Annotated in this window: 22 protein-coding genes and 2 pseudogenes; 9 read left to right on the top strand and 15 right to left on the bottom strand. The window is 38.8% G+C overall.

The genetic code is table 11. The annotated features are described in order from the left end of the window. The first annotated feature begins 148 nt into the window (after positions 1 to 148). Positions 149 to 1,972 (top strand): acyl-CoA dehydrogenase C-terminal domain-containing protein, encoded by a 1,824-nt coding sequence (locus tag AC1M83_RS12625; RefSeq protein WP_035265010.1) that lies wholly within the window; start codon positions 149 to 151, stop codon positions 1,970 to 1,972. A 171-nt stretch (positions 1,973 to 2,143) separates the two neighbouring features. Beyond that, complete coding sequence (locus AC1M83_RS12620; protein WP_481590819.1) at positions 2,144 to 2,749, top strand: SRPBCC family protein; 606 nt, start codon at positions 2,144 to 2,146, stop codon at positions 2,747 to 2,749. Positions 2,750 to 2,808: 59 nt separating this feature from the next. Here the strand turns inward: AC1M83_RS12620 and AC1M83_RS12615 are convergent, their stop codons facing one another. Both AC1M83_RS12615 and hemW read right to left on the bottom strand, forming a co-directional pair. Then, positions 2,809 to 3,222, bottom strand: a complete 414-nt coding sequence (locus tag AC1M83_RS12615; RefSeq protein ID WP_092768128.1) for a hypothetical protein — start codon at positions 3,220 to 3,222, stop codon at positions 2,809 to 2,811. Positions 3,223 to 3,347: 125 nt separating this feature from the next. Then, positions 3,348 to 4,502 carry a radical SAM family heme chaperone HemW gene (hemW, locus tag AC1M83_RS12610; protein ID WP_481590818.1) on the bottom strand — a complete coding sequence of 385 codons (1,155 nt, stop codon included), beginning with the start codon at positions 4,500 to 4,502 and terminating at the stop codon, positions 3,348 to 3,350. Positions 4,503 to 4,614: 112 nt separating this feature from the next. On the opposite strand from hemW, the gene AC1M83_RS12605 reads away from it, so the two are divergent. From AC1M83_RS12605 to AC1M83_RS12590, 4 genes are all read left to right on the top strand, one after another. After that, positions 4,615 to 5,076, top strand: coding sequence for a DMT family transporter (locus AC1M83_RS12605; RefSeq protein WP_035264998.1), 462 nt, complete (start codon positions 4,615 to 4,617; stop codon positions 5,074 to 5,076). A 99-nt stretch (positions 5,077 to 5,175) separates the two neighbouring features. Beyond that, entirely contained in the window at positions 5,176 to 6,480 is a 1,305-nt protein-coding gene (locus tag AC1M83_RS12600) for an MATE family efflux transporter (RefSeq protein WP_481590850.1), read from the top strand. Between the two features lie 144 nt (positions 6,481 to 6,624). Beyond that, positions 6,625 to 7,917, top strand: coding sequence for an ABC1 kinase family protein (locus tag AC1M83_RS12595; RefSeq protein WP_481590817.1), 1,293 nt, complete (start codon positions 6,625 to 6,627; stop codon positions 7,915 to 7,917). 78 nt (positions 7,918 to 7,995) lie between these two features. Further along, positions 7,996 to 8,247, top strand: coding sequence for a type B 50S ribosomal protein L31 (locus tag AC1M83_RS12590; RefSeq protein WP_035264993.1), 252 nt, complete (start codon positions 7,996 to 7,998; stop codon positions 8,245 to 8,247). 73 nt (positions 8,248 to 8,320) lie between these two features. Here AC1M83_RS12590 and crcB read toward each other — a convergent pair whose 3' ends face one another. Continuing rightward, positions 8,321 to 8,701 (bottom strand): fluoride efflux transporter CrcB, encoded by a 381-nt coding sequence (crcB, locus tag AC1M83_RS12585; protein ID WP_035264990.1) that lies wholly within the window; start codon positions 8,699 to 8,701, stop codon positions 8,321 to 8,323. A gap of 119 nt (positions 8,702 to 8,820) precedes the next feature. Between crcB and AC1M83_RS12580 the strand changes: the two genes are divergently transcribed. Continuing rightward, the gene (locus AC1M83_RS12580; protein WP_035264987.1) at positions 8,821 to 9,153 is read left to right on the top strand and encodes a HopJ type III effector protein; all 333 of its coding nucleotides are present in this window, start codon (positions 8,821 to 8,823) and stop codon (positions 9,151 to 9,153) included. Between the two features lie 24 nt (positions 9,154 to 9,177). Here the strand turns inward: AC1M83_RS12580 and AC1M83_RS12575 are convergent, their stop codons facing one another. Continuing rightward, positions 9,178 to 10,404: a TIGR03862 family flavoprotein gene (locus tag AC1M83_RS12575; protein WP_180028246.1), complete on the bottom strand. Its 1,227-nt coding sequence runs from the start codon at positions 10,402 to 10,404 to the stop codon at positions 9,178 to 9,180. Beyond that, positions 10,401 to 11,066 (bottom strand): class I SAM-dependent methyltransferase, encoded by a 666-nt coding sequence (locus AC1M83_RS12570; protein ID WP_171260725.1) that lies wholly within the window; start codon positions 11,064 to 11,066, stop codon positions 10,401 to 10,403. Before AC1M83_RS12570 ends, AC1M83_RS12575 begins: the two co-directional genes overlap by 4 nt. Positions 11,067 to 11,150: 84 nt before the next feature. Between AC1M83_RS12570 and AC1M83_RS12565 the strand changes: the two genes are divergently transcribed. After that, entirely contained in the window at positions 11,151 to 11,330 is a 180-nt protein-coding gene (locus tag AC1M83_RS12565) for a DNA gyrase inhibitor YacG (protein WP_035264978.1), read from the top strand. 351 nt (positions 11,331 to 11,681) lie between these two features. Here AC1M83_RS12565 and AC1M83_RS12560 read toward each other — a convergent pair whose 3' ends face one another. The 5 genes from AC1M83_RS12560 to AC1M83_RS12540 all read right to left on the bottom strand — a co-directional run bounded on the left by AC1M83_RS12560 (position 11,682) and on the right by AC1M83_RS12540 (position 16,063). Further along, the gene (locus tag AC1M83_RS12560) at positions 11,682 to 12,326 is read right to left on the bottom strand and encodes an MBL fold metallo-hydrolase (protein ID WP_092768141.1); all 645 of its coding nucleotides are present in this window, start codon (positions 12,324 to 12,326) and stop codon (positions 11,682 to 11,684) included. 14 nt (positions 12,327 to 12,340) lie between these two features. Further along, on the bottom strand, positions 12,341 to 13,357 hold the full coding sequence (gene hemH / locus AC1M83_RS12555; protein WP_481590816.1) for a ferrochelatase: 1,017 nt from the start codon (positions 13,355 to 13,357) through the stop codon (positions 12,341 to 12,343). A 125-nt stretch (positions 13,358 to 13,482) separates the two neighbouring features. Next, on the bottom strand, positions 13,483 to 14,445 hold the full coding sequence (locus AC1M83_RS12550) for a DUF4062 domain-containing protein (RefSeq protein ID WP_481590815.1): 963 nt from the start codon (positions 14,443 to 14,445) through the stop codon (positions 13,483 to 13,485). A gap of 72 nt (positions 14,446 to 14,517) precedes the next feature. Beyond that, positions 14,518 to 15,402 carry a glutamate racemase gene (gene murI, locus AC1M83_RS12545; RefSeq protein WP_035264968.1) on the bottom strand — a complete coding sequence of 295 codons (885 nt, stop codon included), beginning with the start codon at positions 15,400 to 15,402 and terminating at the stop codon, positions 14,518 to 14,520. A gap of 49 nt (positions 15,403 to 15,451) precedes the next feature. Then, positions 15,452 to 16,063 (bottom strand): DUF1285 domain-containing protein, encoded by a 612-nt coding sequence (locus AC1M83_RS12540; RefSeq protein ID WP_035264966.1) that lies wholly within the window; start codon positions 16,061 to 16,063, stop codon positions 15,452 to 15,454. 183 nt (positions 16,064 to 16,246) lie between these two features. Here AC1M83_RS12540 and AC1M83_RS12535 point away from each other — a divergent pair, with 183 nt between their 5' ends. After that, entirely contained in the window at positions 16,247 to 17,959 is a 1,713-nt protein-coding gene (locus AC1M83_RS12535) for an electron transfer flavoprotein-ubiquinone oxidoreductase (RefSeq protein WP_035264963.1), read from the top strand. 289 nt (positions 17,960 to 18,248) lie between these two features. Here the strand turns inward: AC1M83_RS12535 and AC1M83_RS12530 are convergent. The 5 genes and pseudogenes from AC1M83_RS12530 to AC1M83_RS12510 form a co-directional block, all read right to left on the bottom strand. Beyond that, positions 18,249 to 19,113: pseudogene (locus AC1M83_RS12530) on the bottom strand (PoNe immunity protein domain-containing protein); the annotation flags it as partial. Continuing rightward, positions 19,094 to 19,560, bottom strand: a pseudogene (locus AC1M83_RS12525) (hypothetical protein); the annotation flags it as partial. The pseudogenes AC1M83_RS12525 and AC1M83_RS12530, both read right to left, overlap by 20 nt. Positions 19,561 to 19,942: 382 nt before the next feature. Next, positions 19,943 to 20,731 carry a hypothetical protein gene (locus AC1M83_RS12520; RefSeq protein ID WP_227554596.1) on the bottom strand — a complete coding sequence of 263 codons (789 nt, stop codon included), beginning with the start codon at positions 20,729 to 20,731 and terminating at the stop codon, positions 19,943 to 19,945. A 118-nt stretch (positions 20,732 to 20,849) separates the two neighbouring features. Further along, on the bottom strand, positions 20,850 to 21,974 hold the full coding sequence (locus AC1M83_RS12515) for a DUF2515 family protein (RefSeq protein WP_035270925.1): 1,125 nt from the start codon (positions 21,972 to 21,974) through the stop codon (positions 20,850 to 20,852). After that, positions 21,974 to 23,055 (bottom strand): DUF2345 domain-containing protein (locus tag AC1M83_RS12510; protein WP_481590814.1); only part of this gene is annotated, 1,082 nt, incomplete at its 5' end. The genes AC1M83_RS12515 and AC1M83_RS12510, both read right to left, overlap by 1 nt.

Raw genomic sequence — 23,055 nt, 5'->3', positions numbered from 1 at the left:
TTCAGTTTATATTCATTCAAGAGCCTAAACACTAATTCGCAATTCTGACATTTATTTCCGTGACTTACATCAATGTTTTTTTAGTGTTGTAGGTCAATAATCGGATCATCTAACAAGTATTTTCTCTATTCAAATTAGGAAAAGTTCAATGCCTGCATATAAAGCGCCCGTACGTGATATTCGTTTCTTAATGAACGAAGTTTTTGATTATCCTGCGCACTATAAAACTCTAAGCAACGGCGAAGCTGCTGACTCTGATACTGTCGATATGATTATCGAAGGTGCTGCAGATTTCTGTGAAAATGTATTATCTCCACTTAATCAGTCTGGAGATGAAGAAGGCTGTCATTTTAAAAATGGCGAAGTCAAAACACCTAAAGGTTTCAAAGAAGCTTACGAGCAGTTTGTACAAGGTGGCTGGCAAGGTCTTTCGTATCCTGAAGAGTTTGGTGGTCAAGCACTGCCTATGTCGCTGAACCTGATCAAATCAGAAATGATGGGTACAGCAAACTGGTCTTTCACGATGTATCCGGGCTTAAGTATGGGTTGTATGAATACCATCATGCAATTTGGTACTGAAGAACAGAAAAACACCTACATGCCTCACCTCACTGCTGGTACATGGTCAGGCACAATGTGTTTAACTGAACCACAATGTGGTACAGACTTGGGTCAAGTTAAAACTAAAGCTGAGCCTAAAGGTGACGGTACTTATGCTATCACAGGTACTAAAATCTTTATTTCTGCGGGTGAACACGATTTAACTGAAAATATCATTCATATTGTGTTGGCACGTCTTCCAGACTCTCCAGCTGGTACGCGTGGTATTTCATTATTCATCGTTCCAAAATTCATCCCAACTGCTGATGGTGGTGTAGGCGAACGCAATCCTGTGACTTGCGGTTCTATTGAACACAAAATGGGGATCAGAGCATCTGCTACTGCCGTACTGAACTTTGATGCTGCAACGGGTTATCTGATTGGTGAAGTCAACAAAGGCTTACACGCAATGTTTACCTTCATGAATACGGCGCGTATCGGAACTGCTGTTCAAGGTTTAGCACATGCAGAACTTGCATTCCAAGGTGCATTACCTTATGCAAAAGAACGTATGTCAATGCGCGCACTCTCAGGTAAAAAAGAGCCTGAAAAAGTAGCTGACTCAATTATCCATCATGCTGATGTTCGCCGTATGCTTTTGACTCAAAAAGCCATTGCTGAAGGTGGCCGTGCAATGATCTATCATGCTGCACAGCTAGCTGACAAGATGACTGATGCTTTAGCTCAAGGTGATCAAGCGAAGTTTGATGATTACGATGATAAATTAGGTTTCTATACCCCAATTTTGAAAGGCTTCTTAACAGAGTTAGGCTTAGAAGCAGCAAACCACGGTATGCAAGTCTTTGGTGGCCATGGCTATATCAAAGAACATGGTATGGAGCAGATCGTTCGTGACGCGCGTATTTCAACGCTTTACGAAGGTACAACTGGTGTTCAAGCACTAGACTTAATCGGTCGTAAAGTACTGTTATCTTCTAAAGGTAAAGTCGTTCGTGACTATACAGCTGAAATCTTAAAATTCTGTGGCCAGCACGCACGCAATAAATACATGCGCCGTTTTGCTTGGGACTTAACTAAGATTTGTGCACAATGGAATGCATTAACTGTACGTATTATGCTTGCTGCACGCAAAGATCGCGACATCGTTTCAAGTGCTTCTGTGGATTACTTAATGTTCTCTGGTTATGCAATGATGGCATATTACTGGGCTCAACAAGCAGCAGTGGCATCAGCGAAGTTAGCATCAGGTGATGGTCAAGAAACTCCTGAGTTTTATAAAGCGAAAATCAAAGTTGCAGATTTCTACTTTGAGCGTTTACTTCCACGTGCTCAAGGTCATGCTGAATCTATGGTTAACCCTTCGAAAACTTTAATGTCTTTAGAAGCTGAACACTTCAGTTTTGATTACTAAGATTTCATAGAAAAAAGACCGCCAAGGCGGTCTTTTTTTATTAATTCAATAAACCATTGTACTTTAAGAATACGAAATTACATTTAGAGCAAGAATACAACAGTGGTATCTTGATCAAGCGATATAAATATTCCAAATGAGCTTTTATCAATATACAAAAAGGAAAATAATATGCATAAGACATTGATCTCCTTCTCTTTACTCAGTGCAGTCTTTCTCGCTACAAATAGCTTCGCTGAATCGGATATTAAAAATCACCAAAAAACCACGACGTATTCAACAAAGAATTTGAATTACTCGACGAGTGGATCTGCTGAGGTCATTATTCATCGCCCTGTGAGTGAAGTCTTCAATATTTTAACCAATGTGAATCTTTGGCCAAAAATTAATGTGGGTGCAACTCAAGCCATTGAGTCTAAGAATATTCGTGTTCAAAAAGGTACGACTTTCAAAGAATTTATTAGCAGCCCAATTCCAGGCATAAAAGATTGGAGTAATGAATGGCATGTGATTGAGTTTGAGAAAGATAAGAAGTTTGTTATCGCAACCATAGAACAATTTGCTCAAGTCCCAATCCATTCAAAAATTACCTATGAATTTGATCGTATCAACGCCAATAGCACAGAATTTGAACGAACTATTGAAGTAACTTTAGACGATAAATTTATTCAAGACGCGACAAAACAAGAAGTTGAAGCCCTGTATCGTTTTATTGGTTCTCAGTGGGAAATGGCCAATCATTTAAAAAAATATGTTGAAGATCAACGCTCAAATTAAGGGATTAAAAAACACCTGATTGAACAACCAATCAGGTGTTGTAAATTAATGCATATATTTTAATGCTCACGGTACTCTTTAATCTCTATTGGCTTATCTTTCACGAGTTCAACTGTTCCCTCATTCAAACCATTGAAATTTTTAAAATGAATTGAAACACCATCTCTATTTGCAAGTTTTACACCACTTGCAGCAACCGCGCTCTTCAAGTGATAAACCGCATCCGAGTTATCCCTGAGTTCTGCCGTCTGAAAATTGTCTTTTGTTTTTAGCTCTAATGTTAAATCCATTGGTCCAGTAAAATGGATCACCTGTTCACCTTCAGCACGAGCAACTTGATCAACAGGCGCTGAAGCTTCAGCATTTAAATACGCTGGTCTCTCTTGTTCTGACATTTGCTCACTATTTTTGTTTTTATCAGTACAACCAACGAATGCCAATCCCAAGATTGAAGCCACTAGAACTAATTTCATTTTTATTACCTATCTTGATGAGAACCATTAAAAAACTCATCATTATTTTCACAGTAAAGGAGCGAAATAAGTATGGATTTAACAGTTTCGCTGTTAAAAATTACATTGGAGTTTAACTATAGAACTTACAGAAACTCCTCAAGCAATGAGTTCAAATATAAATGTCCTTGAGCAGTGCATGACAAACGGCTTGGATCATCTACCATTAATTTTCTGTCAATCAATGACTGAATTTGAACTTGGATTGATTTCAAAGATAAACCTGTACGAGCTTCATAATATGAGGTTGGTACACCTTGATTAAGTCGCAGTGCATTCATCATAAATTCGAATGGCATTTCATCAGCTTCAATTTTCTTAAACTGCAAATGCTCTGCAGGGACTTTCGCTAGATAATCTTTCGGTAATCGTGTTTTTTGGTAACGATATACACCATCACTTAGCGTCACTTTAGCATGCGCACCAGCACCAATCGCTAAGTAATCGCCAAATTGCCAATAATTTAAATTATGTGCTGAGGGTTTTTCTTTACGCCAAGCCGACACTTCGTAGTTAGTAAAATCATTTTCGATTAAATAGGCCTCACCCTGTACCTGAATTTCTTCTAATACATCATCGACAGGCAATATAGGTTGAGTTCGAAAAAATACGGTATTGGGCTCAATGGTTAACTGATACCACGAGATATGTGTAGCACCGTGCTCCACGGCAAGTTTTAAGTCAAGTAATGCTTGTTCAAGCGTTTGTTCAGGTAAGCCGTGCATTAAATCGACATTAATTCGCTTAAAGCCTGCATCTTTCGCCAAACCAATTGCTGAAATTGCATCTTGGTTGGAATGAATACGCCCCAGTTTTTGAAGATGATTCGAGTTAAAACTTTGGACACCTAAAGACAACCGATTGATCCCCGCCTTTAAATAATCTGCAAATGGATCATGTTCTACCGTTCCCGGGTTGGCTTCTAAGGTAATTTCACAATCATCCTCAAACGGAATCAAAGCGCTTAGCTGAGCAAATAGCCATTGATACCCTTGAGCAGAAATGAGTGAAGGAGTACCTCCACCTATGAACACGCTATGAATTTGACGACCCTGAGCAAAATTTATCTGTGTTTTGAAATCCTCAACCAATGCTTGTAAATATTCTTTCTCCAACGCCATGGACAATGCCCCATTGGGTACTGCATGCGAATTAAAGTCGCAATATGGACATTTACGCACACACCACGGCATATGAATATAAAGTGACAATGGAATATCTTGTGGATTCAAAGTAGCCAAACGTACAGCTCAAAACTTAAAAAACTTATTTTAACATGACTACACCATAACGCTCAGAACTGATTCAGTTTTTACTTTACACTCAATATAAAACAAGGACGTGGGTGCATTTATGTTTAAAGTCGCGAGCCAATTTTTATTCTTTATCCCTTTAGCGCTGGGGATCGGAATCGCAATGACCTTCCAAACTGCGATTAACACACAATTACGTGAATATTTATATTCTCCATTACAAGCTGCACTTTTATCATTTTTGATTGGTACAATAGTTCTCGCAATACTGGTTTTTTTTCAACAGACTGAAAAACCACAATTGAGCGAAATTGTACAAATTCCTTGGCATCTTTGGCTTGGCGGTTTTTTAGGTGTTTATGCCATCAGTATTAGTATTTATTCCGCACCTAAATTAGGTTTCTTAACCTTATCGGCATTAATTATATTTGGACAGATTGTTATGTCCATGATAGTCGACCATTTTGGAATTTTAGGTACAGAAAAAATTGCCATTAATTGGCAGCGCATTTTGGGTGGCGTGGTGATTTTTATAGGTGTGCTTCTCACTTTACAACGCTAAACCTTCATTCTAAGCACATAAAAACGATGAGTAATTTTTGTGTCTAATGTGACTGCAACTTCCAACATCAGTTATGAATTAAAAAAACTATTTCATCTCATGATCCCAATCTTGATTACGCAATTTTCGCAAGCAGGATTAGGACTGATTGATACTATTATGGCAGGACATTTATCTGCATTAGACTTAGCGGCAATTGCTGTCGGGGTCGGTCTTTGGATTCCTGTCATGTTGCTATTTAGCGGCATTATGATTGCAACAACGCCGTTGGTTGCTGAAGCAAACGGTGCGAGGACTCCAGAGAAAATTGCCACTATTACACGACAAGCATTATGGGTTGCTTTAGTTCTCGGGATTATTGCTGGTCTAGTCTTACAGATTCTCCCCTATACGCTTCCTCTTCTTGGCGTTCCAGAGTCACTTCACCCTAAAGCTGGCCTATTCTTACATGCGATTGGATTCGGTATGCCAGCAGTCACCATGTTTGCTGCACTACGAGGATACTCTGAGGCGATTGGTAATCCACGCCCAGTGACTGTGATCAGTTTAATGGCCTTAGTCGTACTTATTCCGCTTAATTTTGTGTTTATGTATGGTTTAGGTCCAATTCCTGCATTAGGAAGTGCTGGATGTGGATTTGCAACGGCAATTCTACAGTGGCTGATGCTGATCACGTTGGCATTGTATATCTTGAATAATCAGGCATATCAAAAAACCCAACCCTTTAGTCATTTTGAAAAAATTGATCGCTACTGGTTAAAACGCATCCTTGCTTTAGGTTTCCCAATTGGCTTGGCTATCTTCTTTGAGGTCAGTATTTTCAGTACCGCTGCAATTGTATTGAGTCCATTGGGTGAAATTACGGTTGCAGCGCATCAAATTGCCATCTCCATTACGTCACAATTATTTATGATCCCAATGTCTCTGGCGATCGCACTTACCATCCGAGTGGGAACATATTATGGCGAAAAGGATTACCAATCTATGCGTAAAGTCCAATGGTTGGGTTTAGCAACAGGCACTGTACTCGCATTGATGACCATGATTTTATTGTGGGTCTTCCGCCATCAAATTGTCGCGTTGTACACCTCTGATGTATTGGTGACTCAAATTGCGGTTTACTTGGTGCTATTCGCTGTTGCTTACCAACTGATGGACGCTTGGCAAATCAGTGCTGCAGGATGTCTACGAGGCATGCAAGATACGAAGGGTCCTATGTGGATTACTATGCTTGCCTATTGGGTGATTGCGTTTCCTGTAGGCGTATATCTCTCTAGATTTACCAATATTGGTCCTGCGGGTGTATGGATTGGATTGATCGTGGGCTTAAGTATTGCCTGTGTACTCTTACTCGGACGTTTATATATGAATAATCAGCGGCTTGAGCGTAGTCAATCATCATGAACTATAAATCCCGAATGATCGGGATTTATTTTTTTATGCCAATCATTTACTTACAACTCATTAACAATTTCAAATATGCATCTTTTGATTTGTCGCCTATGATCAGATCAGAAGATGAAAATAATGAATCGAGGTTCTTAACTCATGGCAAACAAAGCGAGCTCTCCCGGCCGTCGTTTCATGAAACTCGCAGGTATGACTGCAAGTATTGCTACTAAAACCGTGTCCAACTCTATCCGCACCTTTAATGCAGATGATGATAAAAAAAACGAAGCACGCAGTAAGCTATTTCAAGACATTGGTGTTCAAATTGCAGATACCCTTGGGGAAATGAAAGGTGCTGTAATGAAAGTTGGTCAAATTGCATCACAATACAAAGATATTTTCCCGCCTGAAGTCGCGAAGGCTATTGCTAAATTACAACGTCAAGCCCCTGCGATGCCCTTCCAACAAATCAAGCAACAAGTAGAAAAAGAACTTGGTCAGCCACTGTTAGATGTTTTTAAAACATTTGATGAACAACCTTTTGCAGCAGCTTCGATTGGGCAAGTTCATAAAGCCACCTTAAAAAATGGCCAAGAAGTCGTTGTAAAAGTACAGTACCCAGGCGTAGATGAAGCATGCGAAAGCGATCTAAAACAAGTTCGCTTGGCCTTACGTTTGATGGGTGTACTAAAAGTCGATAAAAAATTACAAGATCGATTATTTGCAGAAATTCAAGACAGCTTACACGAAGAGCTCAACTATGAAATTGAAGCGCAGAATTTAGAGGTATTTAGAACCTTCCATCAAGCATTGGATTCTAAAATTATTATCCCACAAGTGTTCAAAGATTATTCCAGCAGACGAGTTCTTACCTTGAGCTTGGAAGCAGGTGACAATATTGAAACCGCAAGCACTTGGCCGCTTGATACACGCAACGAAATTGGTCGTCGACTAATTCAAGCTCTTGGTCATCAGATTTTCTATCTAAAACGTTTTCATTGTGATCCGCATCCTGGCAATTTTGCTTTCCGCTCAGATGGTAGTGTCATCATCTATGATTTTGGTGGTGTTAAAACCTTATCTGCTGAACTGGTGGATCGATTTAAAAAATTAGTTCGCGCTGGTCGTGCTGAAAATATCCAAGAGATTGAACAACATCTATTCGCGTTGGATGCTCTTGCTGAAACAGGAAAATTCCCTGAGGAACTTTATAAACAATGGTTAGAAGTGTTGCTCAGACCCCTTACCACTCAATACAATTTTGCTGAAAACTCATCTCATCATGATGGCGTCATTTTAGTGAAAAAATCACTTAAGTATTGGGATACATTTAAGCCCTCTCCAGACACATTAATGGTCAATCGTACGATTTCTGGACACTATTGGAATCTGATTAACTTAAAGGTCGATGACAATCTCAATGATTTGTTTGAAACGCTCGTTCCGATTTGAAAAAACTAACAAGACCTTACAATCCTCATTATTGTTATGTTATATTATAACATTATATAAATAATTCGGAGTGTTTTCATGCGTCCCAATATTCATCCTGAATACCATGAAGTACTATTTCATGATACCAACGCAGATCAGTATTTCATCATCGGTAGTACGATTCAGTCAAAGCAAACAAAAGAATATCAAGGGAAAACTTACCCCTATGTCACGCTAGATATTTCAAGTGCTTCGCACCCTTTCTATACTGGTGAAGTCCGTCAAGCTAATAATGAAGGACGTGTGGCAAGTTTCAATAAGCGTTTCGGTCGCTTTAAACGTAAATAATAAAATTTTCGACTCTCACTATTTTAAAGCCTAAATTTACTCCTCCAATTTAGGCTTTTTTTTATTCTTATCGTTATTTATGGGTTAAATAAAATTGAGTAAAGAAAAAACTCAAAACCAATCCCAAGAGTCCAATCATGATACTACTCACAACATACATCAGTGCCAAATTGTATTGCCCAGATTTTATCAATTGAAAAGTTTCCAAGCCAAAACTTGAGAATGTGGTAAAACCACCTAATATGCCAACCATAAAAAATAGGCGAGCCTCATGTTGTAATACAGGATATTGTAAACTGAATGCAAAAAATCCCCCTGCTAGAACACAGCCCAAGATATTCACAATCCAAGTTGCCCATGGAAATTGATCTGCATTTTGCATGAACCACATACTGGTCATATATCGAAGTGTTGCACCAATCGCTCCACCACATGATACCCATAACCAACTCATATTATGTCCGTTCTCGTGTATTGATCATATTTTTACCTTAAAAAGTAACGAATTATTGTCTTGGATTCACGCGTTTTTTCGTTAAGATGTAGCAAATTTAAACGTGTAAGGACTCAATTATGGCTCAAGCATTATTGGAACAATTAAAAAATGGCGAAGCAAAATTTGCCGACGTAATTTCATTTATTGAAGCAGGTTATACACATACGCCAACCGCATTTAGTAATGGTCAACAATATAATGCCAGTAATGAAAATCAAGGGAGTGCTAAAGTTTTTTCCTTTGCCAAATTAAATGGTCTTTCTCAAGAACAAACATTACAGCTTTTTGCAGAACACTACGCTTCTGTTCTGGCGACACCTGAAGCATCAGATCATCAAAATATCCGTCAATTCATGATTCATGGATGGGATGGCATTAAATTTGAAGGAAATGCACTCACTGCGAAATAATCATAAATAAAGACTAGCGCTTGGCTAGTCTTTTTCAACAGTTTTATTTAGGTATTCAATTACACCTAATCCTGCTGCTCGACCTGTTGCAAAACATGCTGTAAGTAAATAACCACCTGTCGGGGCATCCCAATCCAACATCTCTCCACAGCAGAAAACAATTGGATTACTTTTCAACTGTAACTGTTTAGTCAAGGCAATTTCCCGTACACCACCTGCGCAGCTAATGGCTTCTTCAATGGGTCTAAAACCATCTAGTTTGATAGATAAATGTTTAATATGCTGAGCCATTTTCTCTGCAATCGCCCAATCATACTTTGGGGTCAATTCACGTAATAAATTTGACTTTGCAGTGTCTAATCCCAATTTTCGCCAAATATTATTCATGCTTTGTTTCTTAGCATTCTTAAGTTTAGAGATGATTTCATGCTCAGATAATTCTGGCAGTAAATCTAAATTTAAAACCATGGAATCTTGATATTGCAATTGTGTTCGAAGTGCCCGACCATGCTTATAGACCAACCCACTCTCCAAACCATAATGGGTGATCACGATATCCCCCTTAGCTTTGGGCTGATGATCCACCCAAGCTTCAACTCGTTTGAGTGGCGAGCCAAATATAGGTTCCATATACGAAGACCAAGCTCTGACTACACCAGCATTACTCGGGGAAAACGCTTTTAACTCTTCTTTAGCCAACCATGACTGCCAAGCCCCATCACTACCCAACTGCGCCCATGACACAGCGCCACACGCCAATACAATCGCATCAAATTGCTCAGTTCGTATTGAATTGGATTGAGTATCAAAAACTGTCAGTTCATTTTGATTAAGCGCGGTAATTTGATGCCGATAATGAAAATTGACCTTGGTATCTACTAAACTTTTTAACCAAGCACGCAGTAATGGAGCTGCTTTCATTTCATTGGGAAATATACGACCAGAGCTTCCAACATAGGATTCAATCCCAAGGTTTTTCATCCAATTTCGAATCCAACGCGCATCCCATTTTTTTACCCAAGGTGCAAGCCATTCGGCATGATCATAACGACCAATAAATTGATCGATAGGTTCGGCATGAGAAATATTTAAACCTGTTTTACCTGCCATCAAAAATTTACGTGCAGCTGAAGGCTTTTGTTCAAAAATATGAACTTCAAATGCAGGATGAGCAGATAAAACTTCAGCAGCCATTAAACCTGCTGGACCTGCGCCTACGATTGCGATTCGCTTTGAATATTCCAAATTCATAGATTATTCGTTTGTTGATTTTCAGAAGAGATCGGCATTTGCCCTTGCAGAGGCATAAAGTGATCGAAGCGAGTTTGGTACGCTTCAGGTTTTTGAATAATCAACTGCTGGCATAATTCACCACGCTCTAGATACTTTACTTCAAAATGCGTTCTTGCCGAAGTTGAAGAGATTCGTTCTTTAACATAAGAAAGGTTCCAAACATTAAGCAGTTGTTGCTCTGCCTCGTCAATATATTCAGGAATATTGCTGGCTAAAGTGATCGTACCATTCGGTTGCAATCGAGACAGTAAAAATTCAAAAAAAGGCATATTCAACCAACGTTGCGCTGGATTATGAGGTTCAGGATTCGGATATAAAATAAAAAAATCTTCAACTTGCTGTGGAAATAGCGCATGTACGATCCAAGGGATTGCATCTGCATGTACAGGTCGCAAATTGGTTTGTCCCTCTAGTTGATGCTGTTTTTGCATCGCTAGAAATTTTTCTCTAGTTCGTTCAATCGCGATTAGTTGTCTTTGCGGATTTTGTTGCGCAAACAATAAAGCATGTTTACCTTTACCCGCCCCAATCTCAACACATAGTGGTTCAGCTAGAATCGGTTGAAAGTCGCGTGGCGCATGCATACGCTGTGCTTGAAATTGACGAATCGGCATAATCAGATCAAACTTATGAAAACGCGACAAGTCTAGCAACTCTAGATGCTTTTGCCTATTTTAGCTGTTTTATTTTACTAGGATTCATTTATGCCAAAAACATTTCCGTGCCCACGCTGTGGACAGCCTAGTCAATGGACTGGCAATGAATTTCGTCCATTTTGTTCTGAACGATGTAAACTTATCGATTTAGGGGCTTGGGCAAATGATGAATATCGCCTTCCGACACAGGATTCTCCTCAAGCTGATCAAGGGGAATATCATGAATAATGCCAACTTTGCTCAATATTAAAAGAATAATTCAATTATATTTACACAAACAAAAAAATTAGCTTTTTTAAGAAAACTCAATAAATGTGATTTTATTTAAGTTTATGTTGTGATATTGTGATTACAATCACATTAAAACAACAATTCTACTTTCATAAATACATGAGACTTTATAAATTCACATTCACACTCAGTATAATTTTATCTTGCCTAGGCCTCCTTTTTGCAGGTCTAGGCATTTATCAACATGATTTCGTCTTGATTTTAATCTCTGCACTATTTGTGTTAGCCGCTGCCCTTCTCTTTTGGGAATTGAATGACATCAATCGAGATCACTTTTTTCGTTTTTAATTAACCAGCTTTACCTGCCACAAACGGGTTAAACTTTTTCTCATAGCCAATGGTACTGATTGGACCATGCCCTGAAATAAACTGTGTTTCATCTGGCAAACTAAAACATTCTCTCTCAATCGAATCCAGCAACTGTTGATGATTTCCCTTGGGAAAATCTGTTCGACCAATTGAACCCTTGAAAAGAACATCGCCAGTCCATAACAAGCCATAGTTAGCATTATAGAACATGACGTGGCCAGGCGTATGACCGGGAGCGAATCGAACCTCAAAGGACTCATCCCCCAATTTTAAAGTTTCACCACCTTCAAGCCACTGATCAACCACAACAGGTTCAGGTATCGGAAACCCATATCGTGCTGAAACTTCCTGAATCATATCTAACCAAAATGCATCTTCTTTATGAGGACCAATTACTGGAATACCCCACTCTCTCGCCAATGCTCCGACCGCACCAGCATGATCAAGATGACCATGAGTTAACCATAGCTCCTTCACGGTTAAGTCTAACTCTTGCACAACTTGCATAATTTTTTCAGGCTCACCTCCAGCATCAATTAACACAGCTTCTTTGGTCTCTTGATCCCAAACCAATGAACAATTTTGCTGAAATGCTGTCACAGGAATAATTTTAACTTGAAGCATAGGAACCTTTAAATTTATGCAGAATGTTGAAGGGTAATCTTGAGTGCATCCAGTTGAGCTTCTACTAAATCGACCAACAAATCAATATGTGCTGCATCAGTGTTTAATGCTGGAATATAGGCATAGTCTTTCCCACCCGCCGTTTTAAAGGTTTCGGCATTTTCCACAGCCAACTCTTCTAAAGTCTCCAAACAATCTGCTGAAAAAGCAGGGCTGAGCACATGGACAGATTGAACACCTTGTTGTCCCCACTCAGTCAGCAACGCATCTGTATATGGCTTGACCCACTCTTGTTTACCGAATCGTGATTGGAAGCTGATAGCCCATTCATCGTCACGTAATCCCAGAGCCTCTGCGACTTTTTTCGCTGTAACTCTACAACGGTCGGCATATGGATCACCTTTATCTGCATAAGGCTGAGGAATCCCATGGAAAGACATTAATAATTTTTCCGCTTTACCGTGTTGCGCCTGAAAAACCTGAACACTCTTTGCCAAAGCCTGAATAAATTTTGGATGTTGATAATAATCACGTATTAAACTTAAGCCAGGTAAATTTCTCTGCGTTAAAACCCATTTCGCCAATGCATCATACAAAGGTGCTGTAGATGTCGCTGAATATTGAGGAAAAAGTGGAAATAAAATGACGTGATCTTGCGGTGTCTGAGAAAGTTTTTTTAGAACCTCATGAATACTAGGATGACCATAAGTCATTGCAGGAACGACCTGAACATCAAAATCTGGATAATCTTGAATAACTTTTTGACGGATTAAATCTGTTTGCTTCAACAGAATTTCACGCATAGGTGAATCTCCATTCCACACCTGCGCATATGCTTCAGAAACATGCTTTGGTCGAAATGGTAAAACAAAACAATGTAAGATAATTTTCCACAAAAACGATGGAATCTCAATCACACGCTGATCAGATAAAAACTGTTTTAGAAAAGTTCGTACCGCAGGCACTGTCGGGGCATCTGGTGTTCCCAAGTTGGCAATAATTACGGTGATTTTCGGCTTTAACTCAGACATCTGATCCACATCAATTCACTGTTTAATTGAGAAATACTTTATCAGAGTCTAAGTAAATTCGGCGTGATTTTATGATTGCTTTTTAAAATGTGAATGACAGAGAAAAACTATCATATGAACTTGATCTATTTATTCATGCATTTCCATAACATCCGCTGACGATCATCTCGTCCTACAGGAACGATCCATTCATTATTACGCATTTGTTGCTTGATGGTATGCAATGCACGTACATTAATCTGTGCTCTAGATACCATATGTGCCTTAGGAAGTTGCAATTGAGCATCGACCAGCCCCGTATCAGTCAAATACTGATTCAACACTTTAGAATAAAAATCTTCTGGTGTTGCTTGGGAAAATTGAGACTTAAGAACAGTATAAATTTCATGCCATCGCATGGATCGTATACAAATAATTTCTTTAAAATGACTATCAACATAAGCATGCATACGATAATCAAAACTGAATTGATCATCCCATTCTATTTTAGGCAAAGATAGAAAAGGATCGACTTCAGATTTGGCTTGTTCCATTTTTGTTTGTGCCAGCTGAGCTCTTAATCGATCAATCTCATCTTGTTTTGCTTGAATGCTTTGTGGTCTTACCCAACCCAAAACAGGGTAACGTTCAAGCATTTGAGGCATATGAGACCTGAGTGCTAGCTCTAATTCACGAGCACTTTTAAAAAATACGACCTGATCAACTTCTTGAATGATCTGTTCACGGAAATTTTGAAAGCGCTGTTGAAGATCCACTTCATGCTCTCGTAAATGCTCCTCACGCGATTCTGGCTGTTCATGCATAAATACAATAATGGGCTTTTGCTTAGTCACGGCATAGATATATTCCAAGTGCATGTAACTAATACCAGAGACAGATTGCTCACCATACTGGCTTCCTAAAAGCAGAAGTACATAATCACAATCATCAATTTGACGGCGTGCAAAAGCGGTTGTTACAGGTGTTCTTTGTTCTAAACCCCAGGAAAAAAAACCCATACCGATCAGCGTTTGAGACACAACCATACGCTCTGGCTGCATCTCTTTACCAGAAGTTGTAATAAACACTTGGTAACGCTTATCTAGCATGCCTTAATCCAATCCTGCATCTAGGTAAAAATGCCTTACTCATAAGGCTTAAAATATATAGCTTGATATTGATCATTCTTCTTCGAATGTATCAGTTAAATTTTCAATTGACCATAGTATTTCATGCCCGATCATATTTTGAAGTACAGGCTGAAGTTCAAGCGCATTTCCGCCACTGACGACACAACGCAACTGCACTGATTTGTCATATGGTTGAGTTGCATTGAATTTATTTTTGATAAGGACTCTTGCTGTTTGGCGTGCAACAGCAAATCCAGAATCAACCAAAGTCAGTCGCTCTGCATAAAGATGCTCAATTGCAGATTTTAAAAATGGATAATGCGTACAACCCAACACCAAATAATCGGCTTGATCTTGCATGACGGGATCAAGTATCCGTTGTAATGTTGCAATACAGGCTTGCGAATTTTGTTGCCCTGCTTCCACGAAAGGAACCAAATCCAAACTGGTGACTTGATGAACTTTAACACCTAAAGGATCTGCAAAATTCTGCATTACATCCTTGATTAACTGGCCTCTAAAAGTCGCTGGAGTCGCCAATACAGCCACCACTTTAGACTGTGTCTGTAACACTGCAGGTTTTAACGCAGGAACCAACCCAATGATCGGAAATCGCTCACCATAATGTGTCCTTAAGTAATCCAGACTAAAAGCTGATGCCGTATTACACGCAACAACCGCAACTTTACATCCTTGACGATACAACCACTCAATTGCATGTGCTGTGAGCTGACGAATATCTTGATCTTCGCGCGGACCATAAGGGACATGAGCTGTATCTGCATAGTAAAGGATATGCTCATTGGGTAAATATTTTGCTATTTCCAATGCAACTGATAAACCACCAATACCCGAGTCGAAAATCCCAATAGGGGCATGTTCAAGTGCATGAGGCATAGGCTCATTAGAGCTCGGTTGGGGTAAAATTGCAGACATCTCAACGACTACTTTTATAATGCTTAAATGAATGGGCTAAGCTTAAACCTCAAGTCCCTAATTGCAATAGCAGATTACCACTTTTTAAATTCAAAACTGATTCACCTTGCTCATTTTCGCTCAACTCCCCCATTTCAACTAAATGAAAAAAAGTTGATCGTTGTATCAATGCGTTGATGCCGAAACGCACATGCACATAAGGACGCATCTCTCCTTGAAAATCACGCATAAAGATTGGATGATCTTGATCCACAATAATGAGATCTTGAGTGGTCGTTGTTAGCTGTAGATAAGAAAGCCCTTGAATCTCGACTTGATCTACCTGATTGACCAATAAAGGTTCATCTTCGACTTCAATTTCGATTTGCTCAACGGGTGTTTTTAAGTAAAATTTGTTGTCTTCTTTCCACAGTACTGTCGAGAATAGGTCAATGAGGCTTTGTCTTTTAATCAATTGACCTTCGTGCCACCATTCACCATTCGCTTTTACTTTCAAATCCATTGAGCCACAATGCTTTGGGTTCCATTGTTCAAGAGGTGGGATTGACCTTTTGTGACTTGACTGTGCATCTTTTAGATATTGTACGATATTGATTAAGTTTTTATCATCAGGTACAAGTGAATCAGGCTGTGCTGTTATAGAATCATTTTGTTTTACCATGGTTTATGCCCTGCTGACGGAAAATAAAGCGACTCAGCCAATTGGCTTGATCAAGGTTTGAACCTATACTAGCGCAAAATATATAAAAGGTACGAGAGCAAAATTGTACCTGCAACTAAGAACACTCATGGCAGCACCGTCGGAATTATCGGTTGCCACCCTTTACTTTATGAGGAGTCCTTTATGGAACACATCGAACGTGAATCGATGGAGTTTGACGTTGTAATCGTTGGAGCGGGCCCTGCGGGTCTTTCAGCTGCGATCAAAATCCGTCAACTTGCAATTGAAAACAACCTCAACGATTTATCTGTATGTGTCGTTGAAAAAGGCTCTGAAGTAGGTGCGCATATTCTTTCTGGTGCTGTGCTTGAACCACGCGCTATTAATGAATTGTTCCCAAATTGGAAAGAAGAAGGTGCGCCTTTAAACGTACCTGTTACAGAAGATGAAACATACTTCCTTCTTTCAGATCAAAAATCTCAAAAAATGCCTCATGCTTTTGTGCCTAAAACAATGCACAACGACGGCAACTATGTCATCTCTCTGGGTAACGTTGTACGCTGGTTAGGACAAAAAGCTGAAGAGCTTGAAGTATCCATTTTCCCGGGCTTCGCAGCAGCGGAAATTCTGTATCATGCTGATGGTACTGTAAAAGGTATCCAAACAGGTGATATGGGTATTGGTAAAGATGGTGAGCCAACACATAACTTTACCCCAGGCTATGAGCTCCATGCGAAATACACGTTATTCGCTGAAGGCTGCCGTGGTCATTTAGGTAAACGCCTAATCGCTCAATTCGGCTTAGATAAAGACGCTGATCCTCAACATTACGGTATCGGTATTAAAGAACTTTGGGAAATCGATCCAGCGAAGCACAAACCAGGTAAAGTCATGCATGGTGCGGGTTGGCCTTTAACTGAAACTGGTTCATCTGGTGGTTGGTGGTTATATCACGCTGAAAATAACCAAGTATCATTGGGTATGATTGTCGACTTATCTTACCAAAACCCTCATATGTATCCATTCATGGAAATGCAACGTTGGAAAACACATCCATTAATTAAAGATGTATTGGAAGGCGGTAAACGTATTTCTTACGGTGCACGTGCAGTGGTTAAAGGTGGTTTTAACTCTCTTCCTAAATTCACCTTCCCAGGTGGAAGCTTAATTGGTGATGATGCTGGCTTCTTGAACTTTGCAAAAATTAAAGGTTCACACACTGCTATGAAATCAGGCATGTTATGTGGTGAAGCTGTATTTGAAGCAATTAAAGCTGGTGTAGAAAAAGGCGGCGACCTTGCAATTGCTCGTGTGACAGAAGGCGAAGATTTCTTTGCTAAAGAGTTAACGTCATATACAGAGAAATTTAACAACAGTTGGTTAAAAGAAGAGTTATATAATGCTCGTAACTTTGGCCCTGCAATGCATAAGTTTGGTACATTCTTCGGTGGTGCATTCAACTTTATCGATCAAAATGTATTTAAAGTTCCGTTCACTTTACGTGATTTGACACCTGACTACAGTGCTTTAAAAACTGTTGATGTTGTGAACTTCAAACCAAATTATCCAAAACCAGATGGTAAGCTTACATTTGACCGTTTATCTTCAGTGTTTGTTTCAAATACAGTACACGAAGAAAACCAGCCAGCACATTTAAAATTAACTGATCCATCAATTCCAGTAAACGTTAACCTTCCTCAATGGGATGAGCCTGCTCAGCGCTACTGCCCTGCTGGTGTATACGAAATCATGGAAAATGATGATGGTTCTAAGCGTTTCCAAATTAATGCTGCGAACTGTGTTCACTGTAAGACTTGTGATATTAAAGATCCATCACAAAACATTACTTGGGTTGTACCTGAGGGTGCGGGTGGTCCGAACTATCCGAATATGTAATCTCGTTTGAGATCAAAAAACCCGCGTAAGCGGGTTTTTTATTAAACTTCGATAAATACGAAAGTTTCCCCTTGAGCGATATAGTTTTATTCTTCACCATCAAAATACCAATATACTTGACCCCAATCTTGTTCTAAAAACGTTGGTAAAATCTCACCTTTATTAAATTGAAGACGTTGATTTGGATGAGCAGGTGTCGTCCAATAACCTGTTTGTGGACATTTATCCCCACCTTTGATTTTAATTTTTTCTACCGAATCTTGTGCTTATACTTTTTCTGATTGTGCTTTAGAAAAATCAACTAAATCTTTCGGATAAAATTGATGCTCTCGATAAGTTGTATCATCAATATCTAACAACCATGTAACAGCTGCCGCTTCCCATGACCAATAACCAAAATAACTGATACCTGATCTAATATCAGGTTGTGGATGTTGATCATGATAAGGTTCACGACGACTGGCTTCATACCAATCTTCTAAGTATTGCAACATCATCGCTGGACGTTTTTCAGGTGCAGCATCAAAAACTTTAATGAGCTTGCGATAAGGCAAATGTCGACGTGCATCATTCGGTGGTATGCCTCGATCTGTTACAAATGGAGCAACCAATCGCTCGATTAAGCCATCTTTTTCTTGTCCTTCAGGTGTTGCTTCTGTGTAGTCGATAATCGTCATAATTCGACTCATTTGATCTGCATACCCTGTCAGTAAACCAAAGCATATCAATCGTAAAGCAATATACCAATAATCTTCAGTTCCCAAGGAAATATGCCAGACATAACGTCCACCTGCATCAGGGCTTAAATTATAAAGATGACTCGTTTCAGCATATTCTTCTGCCCAATGAAGAAGATATGGATAAAGTTCTTTTATATAATTTAAATCTCCACCTGCTGAATATTGTAAAGATATCAAGTTCAGAGCATCTTTTAATCTTTGATGACCAGATGCTATATATCCACCAAATTTAGAATCATTTTTATAATCGCTAAATCCATCAACAACTGTATATATACCATTAACAAACGTATCAAATCTCTTGTGATACATTTCTTGCTCAAGCAGCTTATCTCTAAATAAACTTGTATCTTTTACTTCTAAACTCAACCATTTTTGCCAATCTATTTCTTGATCATCTACTTGTGTTGACATTCTTTAATCTCTCCAACATCTCTTTTGGTAAAACAAATTCTAATTTAATACCGTGTGCAGTTACTGTCCGTGTACACTTAGGTTTATTTAAGCCTTTACATTTTATGATGATCGAATTTATCACTAGTAATAGTAACCAAACTTTGATCATATGGGCATCGAATTGCGATGGTTTTACCTAGTTTTCTTTCTATGGATGGTTTGAATTTAACTCGTCGCCAATCTTCTATTTGTAAAATCAATTTTTCTTCATGTAACTCAATAATTTTGAGCTTTTTATCTTATTAGCAATCCATAAATGTGACATTTGCACCCCATCACTCACCGTTGTACCGACTGAACGCTTAACCTTATCATCTTGGTCTGATGCCATATAAACATCTAACCCTTTCTTAATACCATCATGGCTGCTTTAGGTATCATCAGTGTTCGCTGGCTCAGTGCATTTTGTCAGCTTATCTATATTTGATGCGATGTATCTTGGTTTCTACCAAACTGCGACGATGATAAACCAACCATTATTTTCATAGGTTTCTGCCTAAACCTAAACAGTGAATTATTCGAAGTAACTCATTACGTTCTAGGAACTCAGTTTTATCTTTCCAAGGTTTGCATTTTTTCTTAGCGGAACTACTGCAGTAATTTTGTGCACCATTGAGTCTGAAGATCGAAACAAATCGAAATATTTCCACGATTAATTAAAACTTTTTATTGTAATTAGGCCAGTTGGATGTCGAATAGATTTTAGGTGTGGGCTTACTCGTCTCACAATTATATTGCTAAATTAAACCTAACAAACAACTTTGTGAAACAAAGCCGACCAAATATCCTATCTCATATATTGCCAAACATCAGGGTCTACATAGCTGCCATCAATATGATAGCCTTCCAGTTTAATTTTTTGTTCCTTAAATTTACGATCTTTTTCATTTTCCCTCCTTTCATCTAGAAAGGCTTGTTTTAACTGTTCTGCTGTCATTTCATCTGAGTTAGAAATAGCATTAAAACCAGTATATCTAAAATGCTCAAAACTGTATCTCAGCATATACTGTTCTTTTTTATCATCTTTATATGTTTTAGAAAGAGATATCCCCAAATTAATATTACTATTATATAAATTAAAATACATATGGCCATTAGTCAGATCCATCATTTCTTGCCACTCTTTAAAACTTAAAATATAGCTAGGGTCAATAACCTCTCCCATGTTTTGACTCATATATTTTAAATTATCTTTTTTATCTATACGTTCCGAATAAGGTAAAAAATACTGCTTCCAGTTTTTCTCACTCATTTGCTTCATAAGTTTTACATAAGCCTGATATGCATCTTCTCTAGTCGTATATTCATTAGCATGTAAACTAGCGGTTACATCCATAATCAAAACACCATCATTGCCCATTCGTGCAATTTGCGTCCCCATTACACTAATAACATTATCAATTTCAAAGTTACTTTGTTCAGTTACAATTTTAACCTGTCCCAGTTTGGGCGGTCTCCAATCTAGTGACAAAAAATTCATCCCCGCAGGTTGGCGGTCTATTGGCGCATTACTATATTGAATAAAATCTTTTAATCCTTGCTGTCCAAAATGTAAAATAGCACTTTGTGGTGGCATGATTTCATTTCCTTTACTTTTCGTATTTGGAGTACAAGCCAATAATAGGCAACATATCGAAAATCCAAAAATTAAACTCAGATAATTTTTCATATTGAAACTTTTGTTAAAAAAATCGTTATTTTTTCCCTTCATTACTACTTGGATGTATTCCAAAGAGAAAGTTTGCTTTGCTCTGACTCCACCCCGTTATTGTTTTTAATTCCTGATGTAAAAAGGCACGCCCTTTATCATCCAACATTAAACGGTGATATTTTTCAGCGGCTTTTTTAATCCAAATCATACGACTATCGTAATTCTCCGCCTTTGTATCACTAAAAGGTGAAATATAAACTTCTTCAGGCAGTTCGCTAGCTCGCTTAGCCTTATCACTACTAGAGAACCAGCCCTCTTTAACTTCATCCACATCATAATCACTTGATAAAACTAAGGTTGCATCTGGCATAGCCCAGCCCATATACCAGCTTCTTTGTTTCTCTGCTCCCCATTGCGCAGAAGCCTTATTCCAAACAACCGTTTGCAAGATATTAAATTGCTCTTGAACTGCAATAAACATTAAGTGATCAAATAAATATTTCTTAGCTGCATTGTATTTTCCCTTTTCTGTTCTTTCTCCCAAAAAGATTTTTTCTATTTGAGGTAACAAAGCAAAAGCATCTTTGATTTGTTCTGTACTTCCTAAGTATTTAATCTCTGGCAAACAACTTGACCATGGTAGATTCATGACTTCTTTTTTTATATGAGTAAATTTTGAAATATTTCTTTGGGTTCTACAACTATCAAATGTTTTTGATGAAGCACTCCAAGCATAATGCCAAGGGGCAATATCCATAAATAGCCACAAATTCCCTAATGCAAAAAGATCGATTGGTTCTTTTATAGTATTTACAATAATAGGAGCAGAATAACCAGTCTGACTTCCCCAATGATCAAAAACATTAGCAACTGTTTTAGATGCAAATGCACCCAAACCCATCCAGTAATAACGACCTTTTAAATTTACATTACCATTTATCTCTTTTTCTAAGAAAATTTTAGCGTATGCTGCCGCTATTCTTCTTGCTCTTGCTTCATAACCTTCTTCAAGTCTATATAAGTTTTGTTTAGCATCTTTTAAATTTGAAAGACGCTGCATCGCTACTTGCTGATATACTTCCCAAAAAGTCAAACAATCACACTGTGCTATTTTGCAACTATTTTCAGTCGTATTGGTATTACTTTTCCAGTCTAGATCACCTCCCATTATTCCACATCTCCTTCGCTCTCAACTACCTCTAAAGTCATCCAGTTTAAACTCAATGTTAAACCTTCTTCGCCTTTGGTATTAATACGTTTAGATTTACCTTTATTATCCGCTTGTGCAATAAATTCTTGATCACTCGTAGAAACCTTATAGTCAATAAACTTCATAGGCTCACCCGACGGCAAAAGGATTTGGAATTTTTCATTATATATTTCATATGCAGGTAGTCCTTGCATATTAAATCCAACGTCTGCTCCCCCCACAAACAAATGCTGTCCTGCCTTAACCTCAAACTTACCGCCAGTCGTAGGAAATACCCCTGAAGCATTTATTTTTAGCTGTGAACCACCTGCGGTCAGTACGATTTCTTTCGCACTCGTGATGTCGACATTCGCCTCCGTCGAAATAATCTGCACACCCTTTCTTGCAATCAGATCAGCACCATCCCCTTGAGCTTGAATCTCGATCTTGCCTTTGCCTGCATACAGTCGCGCTCCCTCTTGCGCTGCAAATAAACTGATCTTTTTGCTGGCATGTCCGATGATGCTGTCTTGCGTGCTGGTGTTAATGCTTCCTTGTGCAATTTGGTTGATCTGCCCATCTGCACTGAGGTGGATGTCTTCGTTACTTTCTACGGCAATTGAACTTGGTGAAGCCAAGAGCATGATCGCTTGTTTAAAAGCCGCGGCTTTGCTTTGGTCTTCGCTCTCTAAGTTTTTGAGATAGCCTTGTAGGTTTTCGAGTAAGTTCAGTGGATCAGTTTGTTGGTTTTTTGCCACTTCACTGAGGGCTTTGGCGTTGTTTAAGCTACTTTCGAGTTGTTGTTTGGCTTCGCTTGCATCTAAATGGTTTGCTTTGGCTTGTTCTTGTTTGTAGGTGGAGATGAGTATGCCTTCGCCCGCTCGTACTGCACCCCATTGGTCAGTTCTGAGTTCGAAACCTTCACCACGTCCTTCACTTTCTGCGGTTGCTTTGGGATGACTGAGATTTCCTAGGTTGAGTTGGCTCGCCCCGTGGGTGTTTTGCAGTTGGGTGGAGATTTGTCCTGTGGTGTCATCAAAGCGGAGTTGTCCATAGCCTT

It is taken from the genome of Acinetobacter sp. 25-47-130 (assembly GCF_056779705.1).
This window is presented reverse-complemented; position numbering and strand designations above follow the sequence as displayed.

Excerpts from the sequence above, each read along its gene's own strand:
- AC1M83_RS12625 (WP_035265010.1), top strand. The coding sequence starts at position 149 with ATGCCTGCATATAAAGCGCCCGTACGTGATATTCGTTTCTTAATGAAC.
- AC1M83_RS12620 (WP_481590819.1), top strand. The coding sequence starts at position 2,144 with ATGCATAAGACATTGATCTCCTTCTCTTTACTCAGTGCAGTCTTTCTC.
- AC1M83_RS12615 (WP_092768128.1), bottom strand. The coding sequence starts at position 3,222 with ATGAAATTAGTTCTAGTGGCTTCAATCTTGGGATTGGCATTCGTTGGT.
- AC1M83_RS12605 (WP_035264998.1), top strand. The coding sequence starts at position 4,615 with ATGTTTAAAGTCGCGAGCCAATTTTTATTCTTTATCCCTTTAGCGCTG.
- AC1M83_RS12600 (WP_481590850.1), top strand. The coding sequence starts at position 5,176 with ATGATCCCAATCTTGATTACGCAATTTTCGCAAGCAGGATTAGGACTG.
- AC1M83_RS12595 (WP_481590817.1), top strand. The coding sequence starts at position 6,625 with ATGGCAAACAAAGCGAGCTCTCCCGGCCGTCGTTTCATGAAACTCGCA.
- AC1M83_RS12590 (WP_035264993.1), top strand. The coding sequence starts at position 7,996 with ATGCGTCCCAATATTCATCCTGAATACCATGAAGTACTATTTCATGAT.
- crcB (WP_035264990.1), bottom strand. The coding sequence starts at position 8,701 with ATGAGTTGGTTATGGGTATCATGTGGTGGAGCGATTGGTGCAACACTT.
- AC1M83_RS12580 (WP_035264987.1), top strand. The coding sequence starts at position 8,821 with ATGGCTCAAGCATTATTGGAACAATTAAAAAATGGCGAAGCAAAATTT.
- AC1M83_RS12575 (WP_180028246.1), bottom strand. The coding sequence starts at position 10,404 with ATGAATTTGGAATATTCAAAGCGAATCGCAATCGTAGGCGCAGGTCCA.
- AC1M83_RS12565 (WP_035264978.1), top strand. The coding sequence starts at position 11,151 with ATGCCAAAAACATTTCCGTGCCCACGCTGTGGACAGCCTAGTCAATGG.
- AC1M83_RS12560 (WP_092768141.1), bottom strand. The coding sequence starts at position 12,326 with ATGCTTCAAGTTAAAATTATTCCTGTGACAGCATTTCAGCAAAATTGT.
- hemH (WP_481590816.1), bottom strand. The coding sequence starts at position 13,357 with ATGTCTGAGTTAAAGCCGAAAATCACCGTAATTATTGCCAACTTGGGA.
- AC1M83_RS12550 (WP_481590815.1), bottom strand. The coding sequence starts at position 14,445 with ATGCTAGATAAGCGTTACCAAGTGTTTATTACAACTTCTGGTAAAGAG.
- murI (WP_035264968.1), bottom strand. The coding sequence starts at position 15,402 with ATGTCTGCAATTTTACCCCAACCGAGCTCTAATGAGCCTATGCCTCAT.
- AC1M83_RS12540 (WP_035264966.1), bottom strand. The coding sequence starts at position 16,063 with ATGGTAAAACAAAATGATTCTATAACAGCACAGCCTGATTCACTTGTA.
- AC1M83_RS12535 (WP_035264963.1), top strand. The coding sequence starts at position 16,247 with ATGGAACACATCGAACGTGAATCGATGGAGTTTGACGTTGTAATCGTT.
- AC1M83_RS12520 (WP_227554596.1), bottom strand. The coding sequence starts at position 20,731 with ATGCCACCACAAAGTGCTATTTTACATTTTGGACAGCAAGGATTAAAA.
- AC1M83_RS12515 (WP_035270925.1), bottom strand. The coding sequence starts at position 21,974 with ATGGGAGGTGATCTAGACTGGAAAAGTAATACCAATACGACTGAAAAT.